Raw genomic sequence first — 15,980 nt, forward strand, 5'->3', positions numbered from 1 at the left:
ATGACTATGGAATGTAGAACGTACAGCGTTGATGATGTTGCAAAAATTTTAGGTATATCCACAAAGTCTGTATACGACATGGCACAACGGAGAGTTATCCATCGATTGCCTAATGTACCAAAAGTTAAATTCTCGCAAAAAGAAATTGATGCCTTATGTGGCATTAAAGATGAGTTTAATGCCCATAATTTTAGACTCATTAAAAATGAAAATGAGCAGCTAAAAGATGAAAATCAAAGATTAAAAGATTTGATTAAGAAGGCGACAGCAGAGTTATTGCTTATGAGTTCAGCAATTATTGAATAGAAAGGATATGAAGAAAATGAGCTTATTGATTCAATCATTTGCACTTGGAATGGCGTTTAGCGCCCTACTATTATCGGCTTATTATTATGTGGTGCTGAAACCACAGCCAGATAATGAAGCACAAAAAAGTGTGCCAAAGAAAGCCTATAATTGGGCAAAAGATAACAGACACGGAGCGTTCAAAGGTAACTTATTATGAGTTATAAAAGAAAAAGCCCTTTAACTGCTGGCACAGTTAAAAGGCAATAGAAAATATATCTATTAGTAGTATAGCACAGGAGAATCATAAATGATATACAAAAAGGTATTCGATGCAAAAAAAACTACAAAAGAAGATTGGTTACGATTTAGAAAAACTGGAATTGGTGGCAGTGATATGGCTGCTATTATGGGGCTTAGTAAATGGAAATCACCATTAGATATTTGGCTTGAAAAGACTACTGATGAAGTTAATGAAGAAGAATCACGCTTTATGTATTGGGGCAATAAATTAGAAGCATTGGTTGCTGATGAGTTTGCTGTTCGCACAGGTTATAGCGTTCGTAATAACAATTATACATTGCAATCCATTGAGCATCCGTTTTTATTAGCAAATATTGACCGTGATATTGTAGGCATTGATGCGGGATTGGAATGTAAAACAGCAAATGCATTTAAACGTGATGAATGGGAAGGCGATCAAGTGCCGGATGCATATTACATCCAATGTCAGCACTATATGGCGGTTACAGGTTACTCCTCTTGGTGGATTGCTTGCTTATGTGGTGGTAATGAGTTCTTTTACAAAGAAATCCCAAGAAATGAAGAAGTCATCTCCGCAATTATTGATACGGCTCGAGAATTTTGGAATATGGTTGAAGAACGAATTATGCCAGCGGTAGATGATTCTGAACGTTGTAATAAACTTCTCAAAGAAATGCATAAAACTAGCAATGGTAAAACGATTGATTTACCGGATACAGCAACAATTTTCATTGAGCAATATAAGTCAGCCGATAAAGCGGAAAAAGAAGCGAAGGCACTAAAAACGGAAGCGCAAAGTCAATTATTTAGTTTGCTCGGTGATAATGAGCAAGGATTTGTAGATACTTATACCGTAAATTGGACGCAAGTGGCAGGAAGAAAAACGTTTGATAAAAAGCGTTTTGAGACAGACTATCCGCAATTAGCAAAAGAGTACACAGTACAAGGTGAACCTACAAGAAGATTCAGCATTAAAGGATAAAGGAGCAGAATATTATGGCATCAACAAGTGGAATCACGTTAAAAAATAACAGTCTTAAACCAGCTACTAAAGAACCAGTCACATTAAGTAGTATGTTAGCATCTGAGGATGTAAAAAAACGTTTTAATGAACTACTTGGTAAGAAGTCACCCGGATTTATCAGTAGTTTGTTGTCGGTGGCTAATAACAATAAACTTTTAGCCAAAGCAGACCCAAAAACTATTATTACAGCCGGAGCAATGGCGGCTGCGTTGGATTTACCTATTAACCAAAATTTAGGATATGCCTATATTGTTCCGTATGGCTCTGAAGCGCAGTTCCAAATGGGCTATAAGGGGTATATTCAATTAGCAATGCGAACAGGTCAGTATAAGACAATTAATGCTTGTGAAGTATATGAAGGCGAAATTGTTAATGAAAACCGCTTCACTGGTGAGTTTGAATTTGGTGAACGTACTGGTGATGAGATTATCGGTTATATGGCATACTTTAAGCTTATTAATGGCTTTGAAAAGTATATTTTTATGAATATGAAAGACATGCAAGCACATGCTCGTAAGTATAGTAAAAACTACAAAGGCGGCACCGATAAATGGGGTATTGCAGACTTTCATAGTATGGCGATCAAAACGGTACTTAAACGCTTAATCAGTAAATACGGCATCCTATCAATCGAAATGCAAGCCGGATTGACAACCGCCATGGAAACAGACGGTGGAATTATTAAGGACAATGACGGTAGATTAGAAGCTGACTTTGACACTATCGAAGTAGAGGGTACCTATGTTCATTCAGAAACAGGTGAGGTTATTGAAGATGCATATGCTTCAAATGAGTTAACTGAGGAAGAAAAAGCCGCTATTATTGCAGCTGAACAAAAAGAACAATAATTATATCTGGTATGGTATACGGTAAGTTGCTTTTATAGTAACTTACCGATATCCAAAAGGAGATTATATGAGTAGACCCCGAAAGCCGGGCATTCGGTATTTTCCTTTGGATACGGATTTCTTTGAAAATAAAAAGGTAAGGAGACTTACTAGAGCATTCGGAGCAATTGCTGCCTCCGTACTAGTCAACCTGCTATGTACTATCTACAAAGATAAAGGGTATTACATGCGGTGGGATGATGAGACGCTGGCTTTTCTGGCTGATGAACTTGGTCTTAAAGTTGGCACTGTGCGAGAGATTGTCGTGAAGGCGATTCAAGTGGGATTCTTCGATGCGAATATGGCGAATCTATTTGGTACAGATGAGATGAAGTCCAAAGGAGATTACAACGGCATACTTACTTCAATTGCGATTCAAGAGCAGTACTTTGATATATGCAAACAATCAAAAAGAAGTGAGGTATGTTATGACGCAAGATTTCTGCTCATTTCTATGAAACCGTACGAAAAAATAGTTAACTCCGGAGAAAACTCAATTAACTCTGGAGAAAATGAAGTTAACTCTGGAGTAAGTACACAAAGGAAAGTAAAGGAAAGTAAAGAATATACTACTTCTACTAGTGAAGAATTGAAATCACTTTTTAAAAATTATATTGAAAACGGGTTTGGTTCTATATTTGGATTGTCCAAAGAGATATTGATTGATGATGCCAATACTTATAGCATAGCTTGGTGTAATGCAGCCATGGAAATAGCTGTTTCACGCAATAAAAGAATATGGGCATATGTAAGGGAAATATTAAATCGTTGGATTAGCCAATATAATTTGTCAGAAAAACCTTGGGAGGTGGAAGCTGTTGACAGGAGAACACATAGCAAACAGTCTAAAACAGATGGTAGAACAGTTTCAAATAAGGGCAATGGAGCGAGCAAAATTGACTGGTCAAGTGACCCAGACCATTTCTAAGCCTATAAATTGGGAATATTACGGAATATATAAACGATTTCAAAATGTTGAACTAGAAACTATGAATATAGCAGCTGAAAATGCAAATGCATTTGAAGTTATCAAAGAATACGCAAGTAATGTAGTCGAAAATCTCAATCAAGGATTAGGGCTTATTATTAAAGGTCCTGTTGGAACCGGAAAGACTACGGCTGCGATTGCCATTATGAAAGAAGCAATTAAGCATAAGAAAAGTCCTTATTTTATATCCATAATTTCACTCTTAGATAAGTTGATGAGTTTTAGAGACCAAGAGGAGCGTTATGAATTTGAACAACGAATCCAAAACTGTCCATTATTAGTATTAGACGATTTAGGCGGTGAATACATTGGCAAAAATAAGGAAGATAGTTGGATGCTTAAACGTATCATGTCAATTATCGCCGAACGGCATCAACGGTCAAAATCGATAATCATTACAACTAATTTACCAATTAAAGAGTTAGCGGAACGATATGATCAACGTGCTATTGATAGAATTCGTAGCACAAATCAAATCATTACATTACTTGGTGATAGCTTACGAAAAGAAGAATGGAGAAAATCATGAACTCAGTGCAGATATTAGGTAATTTGGCTCGTGACCCTGAAGTGCGCTTTACTAAAACAGGTAGAGCCGTAGCATCATTTACAGTGGCTGCGACAAATACATATTTTGATTCAAATACTAATGAGCAGAAAGAACAGACTGCTTTTATAAATTGTGTAGCTTGGGGGAAACAAGGTGAATCCGTTGGTAGTCTGCGTAAAGGAAGTCGTTGTTTCGTTGAAGGGCGTTTGAATACTCGTTCTTATGAAACTCAGGATGGGCAAAAACGCTATGTAACTGAAGTAGTTGCCAACTTTGTTGGAGTATCTTTGAATGCTCCGGTAAACGAAACATCTAATTTTGATAGCTTTGAAAGTGTAGACAGTACGGATGAAAATATACCGTTTTAGGAAATAGGTGATACTATGATGGATTTAATAGCCGTTAATGTTACAGAGGAAGACAAGCAAATAGTAAGCGGTAGAGATTTGCATATGTTTTTAAATGTTGAAACTCCATATATGAAGTGGTTTTCCAGAATGTGTGAATACGGATTTGAAGAAGGTATTGATTATACTACGAAAGACAAAATTGTCCTTCGTTCAGATGGCACGATAATGCCACAGAAGCAGTATAATCATCAGTTAAGTATTGAAATGGCTAAGCAATTATGTATGTTGGCTAGAAATGACAAAGGCAAGCAAGCACGAGAGTATTTTATTCAAATTGAACGTGATTGGAATAGTCCGGAAAAAGTCATGGGGCGAGCGTTAAAGATTGCGAATAATGTAATTAACAATCAGAAAATAACGATTGCACAACAAAATCAGCAACTACAAGAATTACAGCCAAAGGCTACTTATTATGATTTAGTGCTACAGAATACTAGTTTATTAAGCATCACTCAAATTGCTAAAGATTTTGGATTGAGTGCTAGACGATTGAATCAAATCCTAAAGGATAAAGGTGTGCAATACAAGCAATCAGACCAATGGTTTTTATATCAGAAATATGCTGATAAAGGGTACACTTTTAGTAAAACTACAGCATTAGATGCTGAACGCAGTGTAATGCATACATATTGGACGCAAAAAGGGCGGCTTTTTATTTATGACCTACTGAAAAGTATGAATATATTACCTTTGATTGAGCAGGTGGCATGATGAATAGTAGAGAAAAAGGCAAAAAAGGTGAACGTGAATTTGCTTCATTGTGCCGTGATAAAGGGTTTTCAAGAGTCCGCCGTACACAGCAATATTGCGGTAATACAGGTGAAGCAGCTGATGTTGTTGGCTTACCGGGTGTACATGCTGAAGTTAAGCGTGTTGAAAATCTAAATATATACAATGCGATTGAGCAAGCAAAAAGAGATTCTCAAAAGTCTGGGCGTGTACCAGTGGTATTTCATAGACGTAATAATCATGAATGGTTAGCAACAATGACTGCGGATGCATGGTTTGAAATGTATCGAGAAAGCGAATTGCTGAATAGCAATGATAGGGAGAATGATGATGCTACGAAATGACTTAAAAAAAGGGCTGTTAAATTATTTATACAGCATTGGCGGTCGATTTATTGCTCGTGATTATGGTGGAGAATTGTATTTATATGACGAAAAGCCAGAGAGATCTATGCTTTCATTTATGGCACAAAATTATTATCGGGAATCGATGGAGTGCGTCGAAGAGTTATTCGATGAGGTTAAATGGCAAAACAGTCCATTAGATATTGGGGAAGAACTCGGTATCGTGGATTGGTCAAAAGTTCCGGATAATACGCCTGTATACGTCAGACGTGGGGAACATGATATTTGGAAAGTTAGACATTTTACTCAATATAATCCGGAAAAGGCACGACCATTTATTTGTTATTGGGGTGGATTGTCAAAAAATACAGCTGCTAACATTGAACCCGGTGTGCCAATAGTAACGGCTTGGGAAGAGTGCCGATTAACGTTAGAGGAGAAAAGTAATGACTGAATTAGAAAAGGAGACAGTAACTATAACATATACATTTTATTATGTAGATCGTGTTAATGATGAATATCTTAGACATGAGATTCAGTGGAGTGATAAGTTATTGACCAATCAAGATTTTTTAGAAAAGCAACAAGAAATAATTAATAGAATTCGCAACCGATTAGGCATGGAGTTTGAGCCTGTATCACGTTTTGAATATATGTTAGGTATCAGTAAAAAGAGAGGCATATTAAGAAGAATAAAACGTATTAGTTTAAAGTTAAAAAATTGGTTTTTGGCTGATTGAAAAGAAGTTTAGAGGATTAAATATGGATGCTTATTTTAAAGTTGGAGTAATAATTTATGATGACAGTATTGATTTAGAGGAATTTAGAGCAGATATTGAAGACTATATTGCATCTATAGTAGGTATTGGATTAGCAGAGGTTGAGACAATTGAGCAAAAAGATTAGATTTAAATTTTACTTGCCGCAAGAGTTTCAAGGGCAAGCTATTGAAGCAGATGTAGAAAATGATGCACGAGTGCATTTAGATCACTTAGAAAAGATGGCTTTATATGACTTTGCGAAAGCGTTTATTGAGGTCGAACGGCAAATAGTAGAAAGTGATGAATAATGATAGCAATACAATGTATTAGGTGGTGAGTATTATAGACTTAAATGCAATAAAATCTGAAGCAGAGTGGTACTTATATCATTACAAGCAGATTAAGCAGCTATCAATGCAATGTGAAGCACCTATTATTATATGTGGTAAGACGGTGGAGAATCCATTGTGTGTGGTTAACGCTGTGGATAAAGTGATGAATAGTGTGGATGACTTATGTCGCCGCATCATTATAAGGCGATATTTACATAATGAGTATTGGAAAGTGACAATTACCGACGAATGTATCAGTCAGCATCCGTATTATCGATGTGTAGATAAAGCGTTAAAACTGGTAACATTGCAATTAGTAGCTAAAGGTGTAATTAATATCTAAGTTTAAAAAGCATGGTTGATTTTGATACCATGTCTTTTTCATTTCGTAAATGGGCTTGAATAAATAACGATACAATATAATTATAGGGGACATTGTATTGTTCTACATTCCTTTCAAACCCCTACGCATGTTGTGTTGTAGGACGTGGCTAGCAAACTATCATCCTCCTCCTAAGACGCAAAAAGGGTACCTGAAATGGTACCTTTTTTGTTATACATGGAAGATTACTCAAGTGGATTAAGAGAGCTGTCTTGAAAACAGTTAGGCGCTTATGCGTGGGTGGGTTCGAATCCTACATCTTCCGCCATAGGTTTTGCTTTTCCTAATAAAAAAAAGTACTTAACAAACGGTTAAATGTAATCCGGTTAAAACATTAAGAGAATACGGCTGAGAGAAAATGGCTGTATTTGCAGCAAGTGAGAGCCTTGCACCTATCTATTTTTAATGAAAGGAGTCTCCTAATGGCAACAGGTAAATATAAAACGTGGCAAACGCCCGATAATTTAACGTTGCTTAGGGGCTTTGCTCGGAATGGATATACTGATGAGGAGATTGCCAAAAAAATAGGAATCAGTCGCAGTACATTAAGCGATTGGAAGGTTAAGTATTCAGACATTGCGGACGCTCTAAAAAAGGGTAAAGAGGTCATTGATGATGAAATAGAGGAAACTCTTATAAAATCAGCGATGGGATATAGTTACGAAGAAGTGACTAAAGAAATGCAATTAAATCCGGATACAGGTTGTTATGAGTTAGCTGTAACAAAAGTAGTTACGAAACATCAAACTCCAAATGTGACTGCACTTATTTTTTGGCTTAAAAATCGCCGCCGTGAATCATGGCGTGACAAGATCAGTAAGGAAGACTTACAGAGTCAGAATATATTACTTACAGTAGGTGATATTGATGACGAAACAGAGTAAGCGTGTTGATTTGCTTAATGATGTAATTAATCCAACAAAGCGACAGCGTGATTTTATTAAGGCAGTGCTAAAAAATAAGTATACCTTGTATGGCGGCGCCGCTGGTGGCGGTAAATCGTATATACTGCGTTGGATTATGGTGTATTTGCTCATTAATTGGTATATCAAAACAGGTATAACAGGAATTCGAGTAGGAATATTCTGTGAAGACTATCCGAGTTTAAAAGATAGACAGATCAGTAAGATACGAATGGAATTCCCTTTGTGGCTTGGTGATTATAAAACTACTGACCATGAATTTATACTACGTCCCGAATGGGGTGGCGGTGTAATTTGTTTTAGGAATTTAGATCGTCCTGAAAAATACTTATCTAGTGAGTTCGCAGCCATTGCCATTGATGAAATGACGCTTAATGAACAAAGCGTATTTGATTTTTTGCGTATGCGACTACGTTGGACGGGTATTAACGATACTAAATTTTTTGGCGGTACAAATCCGGGCGGTAAAGGTCATATGTGGGTTAAATCCTTATTTATTGACCACATTATTCCTAAGAATTTAAAGCAATTTGCTGATAAAATTGCCTTTGTGCAAGCAAAAGTAGATGATAATCCATACTTAGCAAGCACTTATATTGATAATTTGGATACATTGCCGGATAAGTTGCGGAAAGCTTATAAAAACGGTGATTGGAATATATTTGAAGGTCAAGTGTTTGAAGAGTTTAATTCTGAAATTCATGTTTGTAAGCCGTTTGAAATCCCAGATAATTGGACTCGATTACGGGCAATGGACTGGGGATTTACGAAGCCGTATGCCATATATGGAGCGGCAGTAGACCAAGATAACACGATATACATCACGCATGAGATATACGGATGTAAACAAGGTCAACCGAATGTAGGGTCTCAAGAAACAGCCCGTGAAGTCGCTCGTAAATGTAAATTTATGAAGTCGTGGTATGGAGTGGCTGACCCTGCTATTTGGCAACGTACAGGACATGATGGTCCGACTATTCAAGAAATCTTTGCAACAGAAGGTATTGTGTGGGATAAAGCGGATAATGACCGCATTGCAGGTAAGATGCAAGTGCATGAAAGACTGCGACAACGAAAGGTAGTTATATTTGAGACTTGTAAAAATCTTATACGAACATTGCCAGCACTTACGTATAGTAAGCGTAATGTAGAGGATGTAGACACTGACCAAGAAGACCATGCATACGATGCTTTCAGATATATGCTGATGAGCAGACCTATTTCAGCGTATGACGTGAAGAAAGAATTTAATGATGGCTATAAGTATGTTGATGAAGGAAGAGAGGAGCAAAGCGCATGGGGCGTATGATGAGCGATAGGGCGTTACGTGATTACGCCTATAAGGTGCTGAAAAGTGAGTATGGAGAGCGTGTAGAAAACGGTATTGTAATTCCAGCAAAATTTACAGACAAACAGCTAGCCGAATTTGCAAGCTACATGCCACAGTGGCAACTTGAAGAAATGTATCGCCTAATTTACGGTTCTGAATTGGTCGAATAGGAGATGACTAATTATGTTTGATGTATTAACAGCAAAAGAGAATGTAAAACGTGCATTAGTCATCAATGAGGACTGGCGAAAAGAAGCACATGAAGACTATGCGTTTGTTCAAGGCAAACAATGGTCTGATGTTGATAAGAAAACTCTTAAAGAAGCAAATAGACCTTGTATTACAATCAACCGCATCAGACCTGTAGTAAATCTATTGTGCGGTTATGCAGCTCAAAATGAAACTGAACCGGACTTTATGCCTCGTTCAGAAGAAGATGACCGCATCAGCCGTGTTGCGAAGGGCATTACAAAATACGTGCTTGATAGAACTAATTATCAACGAGAAAAGAAAAAGGTATTCCGTGATGTAGTGACGTGCGGATTAGGTGCGTATTGGGTATCGTATGACTTTGATTACGCTAAGATGGATGGACAAGTGCTGATTGAGCGCATGAGTCCATTTGATGTTTTTAAAGATCCAGAGAGTGTAAGAGAAGATTTATCAGACGCTATGTTTTGTGGTCGGTATACATGGGAAAGCAAGGAAAAGCTAAAGCAAGTATATCCTGATAAAGCGGAAGAAATTGAACGCTTATATCATAAGTATGATGATACCGAACAAGAAGTTACTAACTCTTACCCGCAATGGTATGACAAAGACTTACAGAAGGTTAGAGTGGTTCAGTATTGGTACAAGGAGTACACAACAAAGACTATTTATGTAACTTCAGAGGGTGTAGTTGATGAAAATAATCCGTTGTATGGATTGGCTAAGGCTCTTGGCATTAAAGGGCAAGAGATACCTGATGTAAAGATTAGATATGCTACATTTGCTGATGATGTGTTGTTAGAAGATAGTGACAGTCCTTACAGTCACGGAAGATTTCCATTGGTTTTTCAATTTTGCTATTACAGCGGTGAAAATGCAGACGATGACCGATTAGAACCTGCTGGTGTTGTGCGTGATATTAAAGATGCACAACGTGAACTCAATAAAAACCGTAGTCAGCGTATGCACATCGTAAATCAACAAGCATTAGGCGTACGCATGTGGCATGGTGTACAAGATGAGCGTACTAAAAAGACGATTAGGGATAATATCACGAAGCCGGGAGCAAATATTTACTTGCCACCGGGCGTAACCTATGAGGAAGGTTTACCGGCTAATCAGTCAATTGGCAATATGGAACTTGAAAATCAAGCTAATAGTGACTTTTATACGATTAGTGGCATTACGCCTGAGAGTTTAAGTGGCTCTATCGGTGCCATGAGCGGTAAAGCAATTGATTTAAGACAATCTGTTACAACAGTACAGACCGCAGATATTTTTGACAAAGCCAAAGAGTCAGAGCGTCAAATCGTGTTGATTTTGTGGGGTGAAAAAGGAAAAGCCGGATTAATACCTCAATATTATAACGAGCAGAAAGCTATGCGTATTTTAGGTGATGATGGCAAGGCAGAGTTTGCGCATATTGAGCCGAATCTTAATCAAGCAATGGTCGAACAACCACAAGTTGACCAATTCGGACAGCAACAATATGACGAGGATGGCAACCCTGTTAAAAAGGTACTTTATGATTTATCTGCGTTTGATTTTGATATCACAATTGTAACCAGTCAAGCATCTGCTACGGCTCGCAAGGCTAGTTTATATCAATTACTCGAAGCTAAACAAAGCGGTGCCGATATCCCGATGGAAATCATTGTTAAATATATGGATTTTCCAGACAAAGATGAAATGCTTAGAATGCTTAAAGAACGTGGCAGTCAACCTGCACAGCTTGATGTGCGCTTAAGTGCTAATGTGAAAGATTTACCTGCAGAAGCGTTAAGTGAATATCTGCAGACAATTGGTGTGAATATTTCACCTCAGCAGATTCTAGCAGAACGGCTTGCGGCGCAAGGTGGCAATGACCAATTACAAGTTAATAGTGCGATGCAAGCTCAGCAAGGATTTGCACAACAGCAGATGCAAGAGCAAGCAAAGCAACAACCACAATTACAGCCACAAGATATGCCCCCGCAAATGTAAATAAATTGTCCTAATCATGACGCTAAACTGATTTCCATGCGAATGCTTAAGCAAGTAGCCTATCAATGATAGTGGACGGTTTAAGAATAGCTATTCCGTCTGATTATGACGATAACTAATCAGTTCGACCTGCAATGTCGATAAACTGCGATTAATTTTCGTCCCGATTATTGACGATAAACTAATTAAAAAGGAGATAACTATGAACGATGATGTAAAAGATGTAGTGAATGCAGAAGAGTATGGTTTAACAGCTGAAGATTTAAAAGATGTAGAAATTGATGATAAGTCTACTGATGTTACCGATGAACCAACAGGTGAGCAATCAGACACCCCTCTTAACTCTGAGAGTGAGCCATCAAGTGAAGGAAATGCAGATGTAGAGGAATCAACCAATGCTACTGAAGAAAATCATGGCGATTTAAACAAAGCACTTGCGGCAGAAAGAAAGCTCCGTAAAGAAGCTGAGAAAAAACTAAACGAATTTCGGCAACAATCCGCACCAGTAACATTAACGGCAGAAGAAGTCTCTAATATTAATGAATTTGCAAAGAAAACTGCTATGCAACAATTCGGTATTGATAATATGGAAGACTTGATGTATACGGATCCAGAAAAATATGCTCAACTTTTGGAAGAGCAAGGGCGTATTAAGTATGTGGTGACTCAACAGCAACAACAGCGGATGGCATTGCGTAACCAAAACATCGCTTTTATCCAGTCGATTCAGTCCGCAGATGACTTCCAAGATATGCTTGCTATTGCGCAAGATGAATTAGATGGAATGACTCGAGCTGAATCTAATCCGATTGATGCTGCGTTCGCTCGCACAGGTGCTGGGGTTGGTACACAACAAGATTTTGAAGTAATTACAAAGTTTGTTGAACGATTGCGTGGCAAGCTTAATGCACAATCAGTACAAGAGCCTAAAGTAAATCCGTTAGAGAAAGCAAATAACTTGCCAAAGGCAGGAGCATTAGGTGGCGGTAATGGTAAGGCATTGAGCACAATTTCGAATGATGAGTTATTGAAAATGGTTGCTGAAGGGCGTGAATCTGAATTACCGGAATCACTACAGCGGCAACTTAAAGAATTAATTGGATAAGGAGAGTAATTAATATGCCAGATATGACAAATCAATTAACAATTCCGGCTAACCTTGTACCAAAATTGTGGGCGCGAAAAGTATGGCACGAAGGCGTACAGGATAGCTATTTTGAAAAATTCACATCTACGGATGGCAAGAATGTTGTACATAAAAATGCGGATTTAAAGAAAGTAAAAGGCGATAAAGTAACGTTTGGCTTACTCATGAATTTGACTGGGCAAGGTGTTACAGGCACTCGTGCAACCTTAAAAGGTAAGGAAGAACAGCTTACTGTATATGATTTTGGTGTAACCGTTGATTTAATTCGTAACGCAGTGACACGCTATGAATCTGAAGACCAGAAAAGCCCATATGACAATTTACCAATGGTTAAAGCCGCATTAACACAGTGGTTATCCGACTATTTGGATAATACGCTTATGGCTAAATTGTCTGCTAATCCAACAGCAGGCGAAGTTATGTATGCCGCTACTTCTGGTACTGTAGCAGGTACTGCGGCTACTGATAAATTGACTTGTAGCTTAATTAGTGTTGCTCGCCGTAAGGCTAAAATGCATGCACCAAAAGTTAATCCGATTAAAATCGATGGTCAAGATAAGTATATTATGCTTGTAAGTCCTTGGGCGGCTCGTGATCTCAAAGATGACCCTGTATGGCAAGCCGCACAGCAAAATGCTAATGTGCGTGGGGCTAAAAATCCTATTTTCTCCGGTTCTTTAGGGGAATATGACGGTGTTGTACTCTATGAATATGAACGAGTAGTAACTTCTGATACTGGCGCAAGTGGTGCAACAATCAATCGTAACTTGTTATTGGGTACACAAGCTGCATGCTTTGGCGTAGCTAGTGAACCTCGTCATATTGCGCAAGATGATGATTACGGCAACGTACAGGGCAACGGCATCAGCATTATGGCAGGCATTGAAAAGTCAAAATATAATAGTAAAGATTATGGTGTTATTCAGGTTATCACCGGCGGTAAAAAGGACTAATTAGTGTTTTAACAAGGGGGAGTGTAACAACTCCCCTTTATTTGTAGGAGCGATTAATTATGATCATTAAAGAATTACTTAATCGTGCCTTTATGCAGATTGATGATACGGGGCATGAAAACTATACACCGTATAAACTGTTAGAGTATTACAACGAGGGCAATCACTTGCTTAATCACTTGCTTGCTAGTGTATTTCCATCATACGTAAAGCGCACATATACATCTACAGGTATTGGCAAGTTAGAATTACCTACTAATTGTATTGCCGTGTTAAAAGTAACCGCTGATGGGCAAGAGATTGCTGATTATACGGTAAGTCAGCTCAAGAATATCGCTTTTGATGCGGAAACAGAAGAAATCATAGAAGTCGAGTATGTGCCAACCGTTGATTATATGACATTAGATGATGAGAGCGGTTATATCGCTGAAATTGAAACAATGCTTGTTGATTACATTGTATATCGTGTAATGCAAATGGATATTAATGGATTAGTAGCCATGTGGCAAGCAAGATTATCAGAATTAGATAATCAAAGCGGTGGTAATACAGGCGTAGTAATGGCAAGGGGGTATTACGATTATGGTAGTCAGCGAACTGATTACGGAGATTAATCTTGAAAGCAATGAGATTTTAGATAATGAAACAGAATATATCCCTTATATTAATGCAGCCATTGACCACTTATCTATGATATTAACTGCCATTAAAGACCGTGAAGTTATTAAGCGCACATCTATTAATAATAATGATGTTATTCCAATAGGATTTATGCAGTTTGTGCCTAAACAAGGCTATCCTATTACTATTAATAATGGCTCATTTGAGACGTACGGACAAAAGGAAGTAAAAGACGTATATTATGCGGTGAAAAAATCACATATTGCCAATATGACAGATAGTATTCCTTTTACTGAATTATATACACATTATTTAGTACAGTTAGTATCTTATTTGGTAAAGAAAAAGTCATTGATGATTGAATATGCAGGATTTGACAAAGGGTTTATTGATAGCTTGACACAACTTATTCAACAATCAAGGGGGTATTAGCATGGGTGAGAAATTACTAGCTAGTACTCGAGGCTTTCGGCTAGGTATTGATTGGTCAACGAGTCCAGAGAATATTGGTATTGAAAGCGTTGTACAGGCACTGCAGTGCGAATTTGACCGCACTGATGGAGCATTGCGAACAGTAGCCGGCGTAAGGATTGCCTATGATGCAGGCATTGAAATTGAAAGCCTTTTTTATGACCTAAACCGTAAACGCTTTTATTTTAATAGCGGCAATAACCTTTACTACACTGACTTACGGACGCATGAGTTGATAGGACAGCTAACAGGCAATAAAAAGCCTAAATATCACATATATAATGGTGATGTATTAATTGCTAGCGGTGGTAAGTTACAAGCTATTACGGGTAGTGGCACATTAATTACGATTGATGACAGTCCTGCCTGTGAATTTGTAAGCAGTTACAGTGGGCGTGTGATTGTATCAAGCATCTATGGTCATAGCGTGTATTGGAGTGCTATTGGCGATTATAAATCGTGGAAAAATAACACCAACGATGCATCCAGTGGTCAATACGTTGATGTTGGTTATAAAGACCAAGGTACGATTATTTCATTAGACTTTTTAGGCAAGTCAATTCTTGTATATAAGCAGTATGGCAAGGTATATCAAGTCATTGGCTCACCATCTGATAGCTATTTCAGCGTGTTTCCGCTATCTACAACAGGCTATTGCAGTGGCAGTGCTCTTAATATTGATGATCGTAGCTACTATTTAGGCGATAGCGGACTTATGAGTTTTATGCCTACCAATACATACGCTAATATTCAACCGTTCGAGACTGGATTAAATATTAACGCTTATCTTATTAAAAACATCAAAGATACTTGTGAAATGTGGCATGTTCCATCACGTAAACAAATTTGGATTAAGCCTGAAAGTGGTAATCTTGTCTTTTTATATCATTACATACCGAGATATGAAGACGGACGAGGTGTATTTACATCACGAAAATTAAGTCATAGTTTACATGAAGTTGTTGATTATAACAAAGATGTTTATATGGCATATGGCACCAAAATTGGTATTCTTGACGAGCGTTTAGACACTGATGATGGTGAACAAATACAAACATCAATTATTTCAGGTAATAGACTAGCCACTAAGCTGTTTATATTGCTTATGAACTATGATTTTGTGGCACACAATATCATTGATGGTTATGGGAATGTGCAAATAAGTAACCGAACGCCTAAGCAAATTAAATTTGCATCTGTAGATGAGCGGTTAAGCGATGATGGTGGCATGTTGAGTGATTACAATGAGTTATTGTTTCAGGATGAATATACAAAGGTATATAAAATCGGTGGCGGTGCTAATAGAAACGTGCAGATAAAGATATTTGTAAAAAAAGGTGCCATTTCATTACGGCAATTTGATTACAACTACGAGGAGGTTTAGTA

23 protein-coding genes and 1 tRNA gene are annotated in these 15,980 nt (G+C 37.7%); all 24 read left to right on the forward strand.

The window, feature by feature from the left end:
- Positions 1-6 precede the first annotated feature (6 nt).
- Positions 7-306, forward strand: coding sequence for a helix-turn-helix domain-containing protein (locus EO124_RS06495; protein WP_164726570.1), 300 nt, complete (start codon positions 7-9; stop codon positions 304-306).
- A gap of 16 nt (positions 307-322) precedes the next feature.
- Positions 323-505: a hypothetical protein gene (locus EO124_RS06500; RefSeq protein ID WP_164726571.1), complete on the forward strand. Its 183-nt coding sequence runs from the start codon at positions 323-325 to the stop codon at positions 503-505.
- A 90-nt stretch (positions 506-595) separates the two neighbouring features.
- On the forward strand, positions 596-1,531 hold the full coding sequence (locus tag EO124_RS06505; RefSeq protein ID WP_127058838.1) for a YqaJ viral recombinase family nuclease: 936 nt from the start codon (positions 596-598) through the stop codon (positions 1,529-1,531).
- A 14-nt stretch (positions 1,532-1,545) separates the two neighbouring features.
- A complete protein-coding gene (locus tag EO124_RS06510; RefSeq protein WP_127058839.1) occupies positions 1,546-2,421 on the forward strand; it encodes a recombinase RecT in 876 nt (291 codons plus the stop codon).
- 67 nt (positions 2,422-2,488) lie between these two features.
- A complete protein-coding gene (locus tag EO124_RS06515; RefSeq protein WP_127058840.1) occupies positions 2,489-3,388 on the forward strand; it encodes a Lin1244/Lin1753 domain-containing protein in 900 nt (299 codons plus the stop codon).
- Positions 3,342-3,977 (forward strand): ATP-binding protein, encoded by a 636-nt coding sequence (locus EO124_RS06520; protein WP_164726572.1) that lies wholly within the window; start codon positions 3,342-3,344, stop codon positions 3,975-3,977. The genes EO124_RS06515 and EO124_RS06520 overlap by 47 nt, the downstream gene beginning before the upstream one ends.
- A complete protein-coding gene (locus tag EO124_RS06525) occupies positions 3,974-4,366 on the forward strand; it encodes a single-stranded DNA-binding protein (RefSeq protein WP_127058842.1) in 393 nt (130 codons plus the stop codon). Before EO124_RS06520 ends, EO124_RS06525 begins: the two co-directional genes overlap by 4 nt.
- Before the next feature lie 15 nt (positions 4,367-4,381).
- Entirely contained in the window at positions 4,382-5,119 is a 738-nt protein-coding gene (locus EO124_RS06530) for a phage antirepressor KilAC domain-containing protein (RefSeq protein WP_127058843.1), read from the forward strand.
- Positions 5,119-5,481 (forward strand): putative PDDEXK endonuclease, encoded by a 363-nt coding sequence (locus EO124_RS06535; RefSeq protein WP_206512547.1) that lies wholly within the window; start codon positions 5,119-5,121, stop codon positions 5,479-5,481. Before EO124_RS06530 ends, EO124_RS06535 begins: the two co-directional genes overlap by 1 nt.
- The gene (locus tag EO124_RS06540) at positions 5,462-5,935 is read left to right on the forward strand and encodes a hypothetical protein (protein ID WP_127058845.1); all 474 of its coding nucleotides are present in this window, start codon (positions 5,462-5,464) and stop codon (positions 5,933-5,935) included. The genes EO124_RS06535 and EO124_RS06540 overlap by 20 nt, the downstream gene beginning before the upstream one ends.
- A complete protein-coding gene (locus EO124_RS06545) occupies positions 5,928-6,221 on the forward strand; it encodes a hypothetical protein (protein WP_127058846.1) in 294 nt (97 codons plus the stop codon). Before EO124_RS06540 ends, EO124_RS06545 begins: the two co-directional genes overlap by 8 nt.
- 22 nt (positions 6,222-6,243) lie before the next feature.
- The gene (locus tag EO124_RS10190; RefSeq protein WP_164726573.1) at positions 6,244-6,387 is read left to right on the forward strand and encodes a hypothetical protein; all 144 of its coding nucleotides are present in this window, start codon (positions 6,244-6,246) and stop codon (positions 6,385-6,387) included.
- On the forward strand, positions 6,371-6,550 hold the full coding sequence (locus tag EO124_RS06550; RefSeq protein ID WP_127058847.1) for a hypothetical protein: 180 nt from the start codon (positions 6,371-6,373) through the stop codon (positions 6,548-6,550). Before EO124_RS10190 ends, EO124_RS06550 begins: the two co-directional genes overlap by 17 nt.
- A 25-nt stretch (positions 6,551-6,575) precedes the next feature.
- Complete coding sequence (locus EO124_RS10195; RefSeq protein ID WP_164726574.1) at positions 6,576-6,917, forward strand: hypothetical protein; 342 nt, start codon at positions 6,576-6,578, stop codon at positions 6,915-6,917.
- 218 nt (positions 6,918-7,135) lie between these two features.
- Positions 7,136-7,224, forward strand: a tRNA-Ser gene (locus tag EO124_RS06560).
- Between the two features lie 154 nt (positions 7,225-7,378).
- Complete coding sequence (locus tag EO124_RS06565) at positions 7,379-7,840, forward strand: helix-turn-helix domain-containing protein (RefSeq protein ID WP_127058849.1); 462 nt, start codon at positions 7,379-7,381, stop codon at positions 7,838-7,840.
- Complete coding sequence (locus EO124_RS06570) at positions 7,824-9,188, forward strand: terminase large subunit domain-containing protein (protein WP_127058850.1); 1,365 nt, start codon at positions 7,824-7,826, stop codon at positions 9,186-9,188. Before EO124_RS06565 ends, EO124_RS06570 begins: the two co-directional genes overlap by 17 nt.
- The gene (locus EO124_RS06575) at positions 9,176-9,379 is read left to right on the forward strand and encodes a hypothetical protein (RefSeq protein WP_127058851.1); all 204 of its coding nucleotides are present in this window, start codon (positions 9,176-9,178) and stop codon (positions 9,377-9,379) included. The genes EO124_RS06570 and EO124_RS06575 overlap by 13 nt, the downstream gene beginning before the upstream one ends.
- A 13-nt stretch (positions 9,380-9,392) precedes the next feature.
- Positions 9,393-11,402: a portal protein gene (locus EO124_RS06580; protein ID WP_127058852.1), complete on the forward strand. Its 2,010-nt coding sequence runs from the start codon at positions 9,393-9,395 to the stop codon at positions 11,400-11,402.
- A gap of 202 nt (positions 11,403-11,604) precedes the next feature.
- Positions 11,605-12,507: a hypothetical protein gene (locus tag EO124_RS06585; RefSeq protein WP_127058853.1), complete on the forward strand. Its 903-nt coding sequence runs from the start codon at positions 11,605-11,607 to the stop codon at positions 12,505-12,507.
- 14 nt (positions 12,508-12,521) lie between these two features.
- On the forward strand, positions 12,522-13,502 hold the full coding sequence (locus EO124_RS06590; protein WP_127058854.1) for a N4-gp56 family major capsid protein: 981 nt from the start codon (positions 12,522-12,524) through the stop codon (positions 13,500-13,502).
- A 59-nt stretch (positions 13,503-13,561) separates the two neighbouring features.
- The gene (locus tag EO124_RS06595) at positions 13,562-14,116 is read left to right on the forward strand and encodes a hypothetical protein (RefSeq protein ID WP_127058855.1); all 555 of its coding nucleotides are present in this window, start codon (positions 13,562-13,564) and stop codon (positions 14,114-14,116) included.
- A complete protein-coding gene (locus EO124_RS06600; protein WP_127058856.1) occupies positions 14,085-14,555 on the forward strand; it encodes a hypothetical protein in 471 nt (156 codons plus the stop codon). Before EO124_RS06595 ends, EO124_RS06600 begins: the two co-directional genes overlap by 32 nt.
- Before the next feature lies 1 nt (position 14,556).
- Positions 14,557-15,978 carry a hypothetical protein gene (locus tag EO124_RS06605; protein ID WP_127058857.1) on the forward strand — a complete coding sequence of 474 codons (1,422 nt, stop codon included), beginning with the start codon at positions 14,557-14,559 and terminating at the stop codon, positions 15,976-15,978.
- Positions 15,979-15,980: the final 2 nt, after the last annotated feature.

Source organism: Veillonella ratti, assembly GCF_003992115.1.
Lineage (GTDB): Bacteria > Bacillota > Negativicutes > Veillonellales > Veillonellaceae > Veillonella_A > Veillonella_A ratti.

Bases quoted from the DNA above. Each gene is read 5' to 3' on its own strand.
- EO124_RS06495 (WP_164726570.1), top strand. From the start codon at position 7: ATGGAATGTAGAACGTACAGCGTTGATGATGTTGCAAAAATTTTAGGT.
- EO124_RS06500 (WP_164726571.1), top strand. From the start codon at position 323: ATGAGCTTATTGATTCAATCATTTGCACTTGGAATGGCGTTTAGCGCC.
- EO124_RS06505 (WP_127058838.1), top strand. From the start codon at position 596: ATGATATACAAAAAGGTATTCGATGCAAAAAAAACTACAAAAGAAGAT.
- EO124_RS06510 (WP_127058839.1), top strand. From the start codon at position 1,546: ATGGCATCAACAAGTGGAATCACGTTAAAAAATAACAGTCTTAAACCA.
- EO124_RS06515 (WP_127058840.1), top strand. From the start codon at position 2,489: ATGAGTAGACCCCGAAAGCCGGGCATTCGGTATTTTCCTTTGGATACG.
- EO124_RS06520 (WP_164726572.1), top strand. From the start codon at position 3,342: ATGGAGCGAGCAAAATTGACTGGTCAAGTGACCCAGACCATTTCTAAG.
- EO124_RS06525 (WP_127058842.1), top strand. From the start codon at position 3,974: ATGAACTCAGTGCAGATATTAGGTAATTTGGCTCGTGACCCTGAAGTG.
- EO124_RS06530 (WP_127058843.1), top strand. From the start codon at position 4,382: ATGATGGATTTAATAGCCGTTAATGTTACAGAGGAAGACAAGCAAATA.
- EO124_RS06535 (WP_206512547.1), top strand. From the start codon at position 5,119: ATGAATAGTAGAGAAAAAGGCAAAAAAGGTGAACGTGAATTTGCTTCA.
- EO124_RS06540 (WP_127058845.1), top strand. From the start codon at position 5,462: ATGATGATGCTACGAAATGACTTAAAAAAAGGGCTGTTAAATTATTTA.
- EO124_RS06545 (WP_127058846.1), top strand. From the start codon at position 5,928: ATGACTGAATTAGAAAAGGAGACAGTAACTATAACATATACATTTTAT.
- EO124_RS10190 (WP_164726573.1), top strand. From the start codon at position 6,244: ATGGATGCTTATTTTAAAGTTGGAGTAATAATTTATGATGACAGTATT.
- EO124_RS06565 (WP_127058849.1), top strand. From the start codon at position 7,379: ATGGCAACAGGTAAATATAAAACGTGGCAAACGCCCGATAATTTAACG.
- EO124_RS06570 (WP_127058850.1), top strand. From the start codon at position 7,824: ATGACGAAACAGAGTAAGCGTGTTGATTTGCTTAATGATGTAATTAAT.
- EO124_RS06575 (WP_127058851.1), top strand. From the start codon at position 9,176: ATGGGGCGTATGATGAGCGATAGGGCGTTACGTGATTACGCCTATAAG.
- EO124_RS06580 (WP_127058852.1), top strand. From the start codon at position 9,393: ATGTTTGATGTATTAACAGCAAAAGAGAATGTAAAACGTGCATTAGTC.
- EO124_RS06585 (WP_127058853.1), top strand. From the start codon at position 11,605: ATGAACGATGATGTAAAAGATGTAGTGAATGCAGAAGAGTATGGTTTA.
- EO124_RS06590 (WP_127058854.1), top strand. From the start codon at position 12,522: ATGCCAGATATGACAAATCAATTAACAATTCCGGCTAACCTTGTACCA.
- EO124_RS06595 (WP_127058855.1), top strand. From the start codon at position 13,562: ATGATCATTAAAGAATTACTTAATCGTGCCTTTATGCAGATTGATGAT.
- EO124_RS06600 (WP_127058856.1), top strand. From the start codon at position 14,085: ATGGTAGTCAGCGAACTGATTACGGAGATTAATCTTGAAAGCAATGAG.
- EO124_RS06605 (WP_127058857.1), top strand. From the start codon at position 14,557: ATGGGTGAGAAATTACTAGCTAGTACTCGAGGCTTTCGGCTAGGTATT.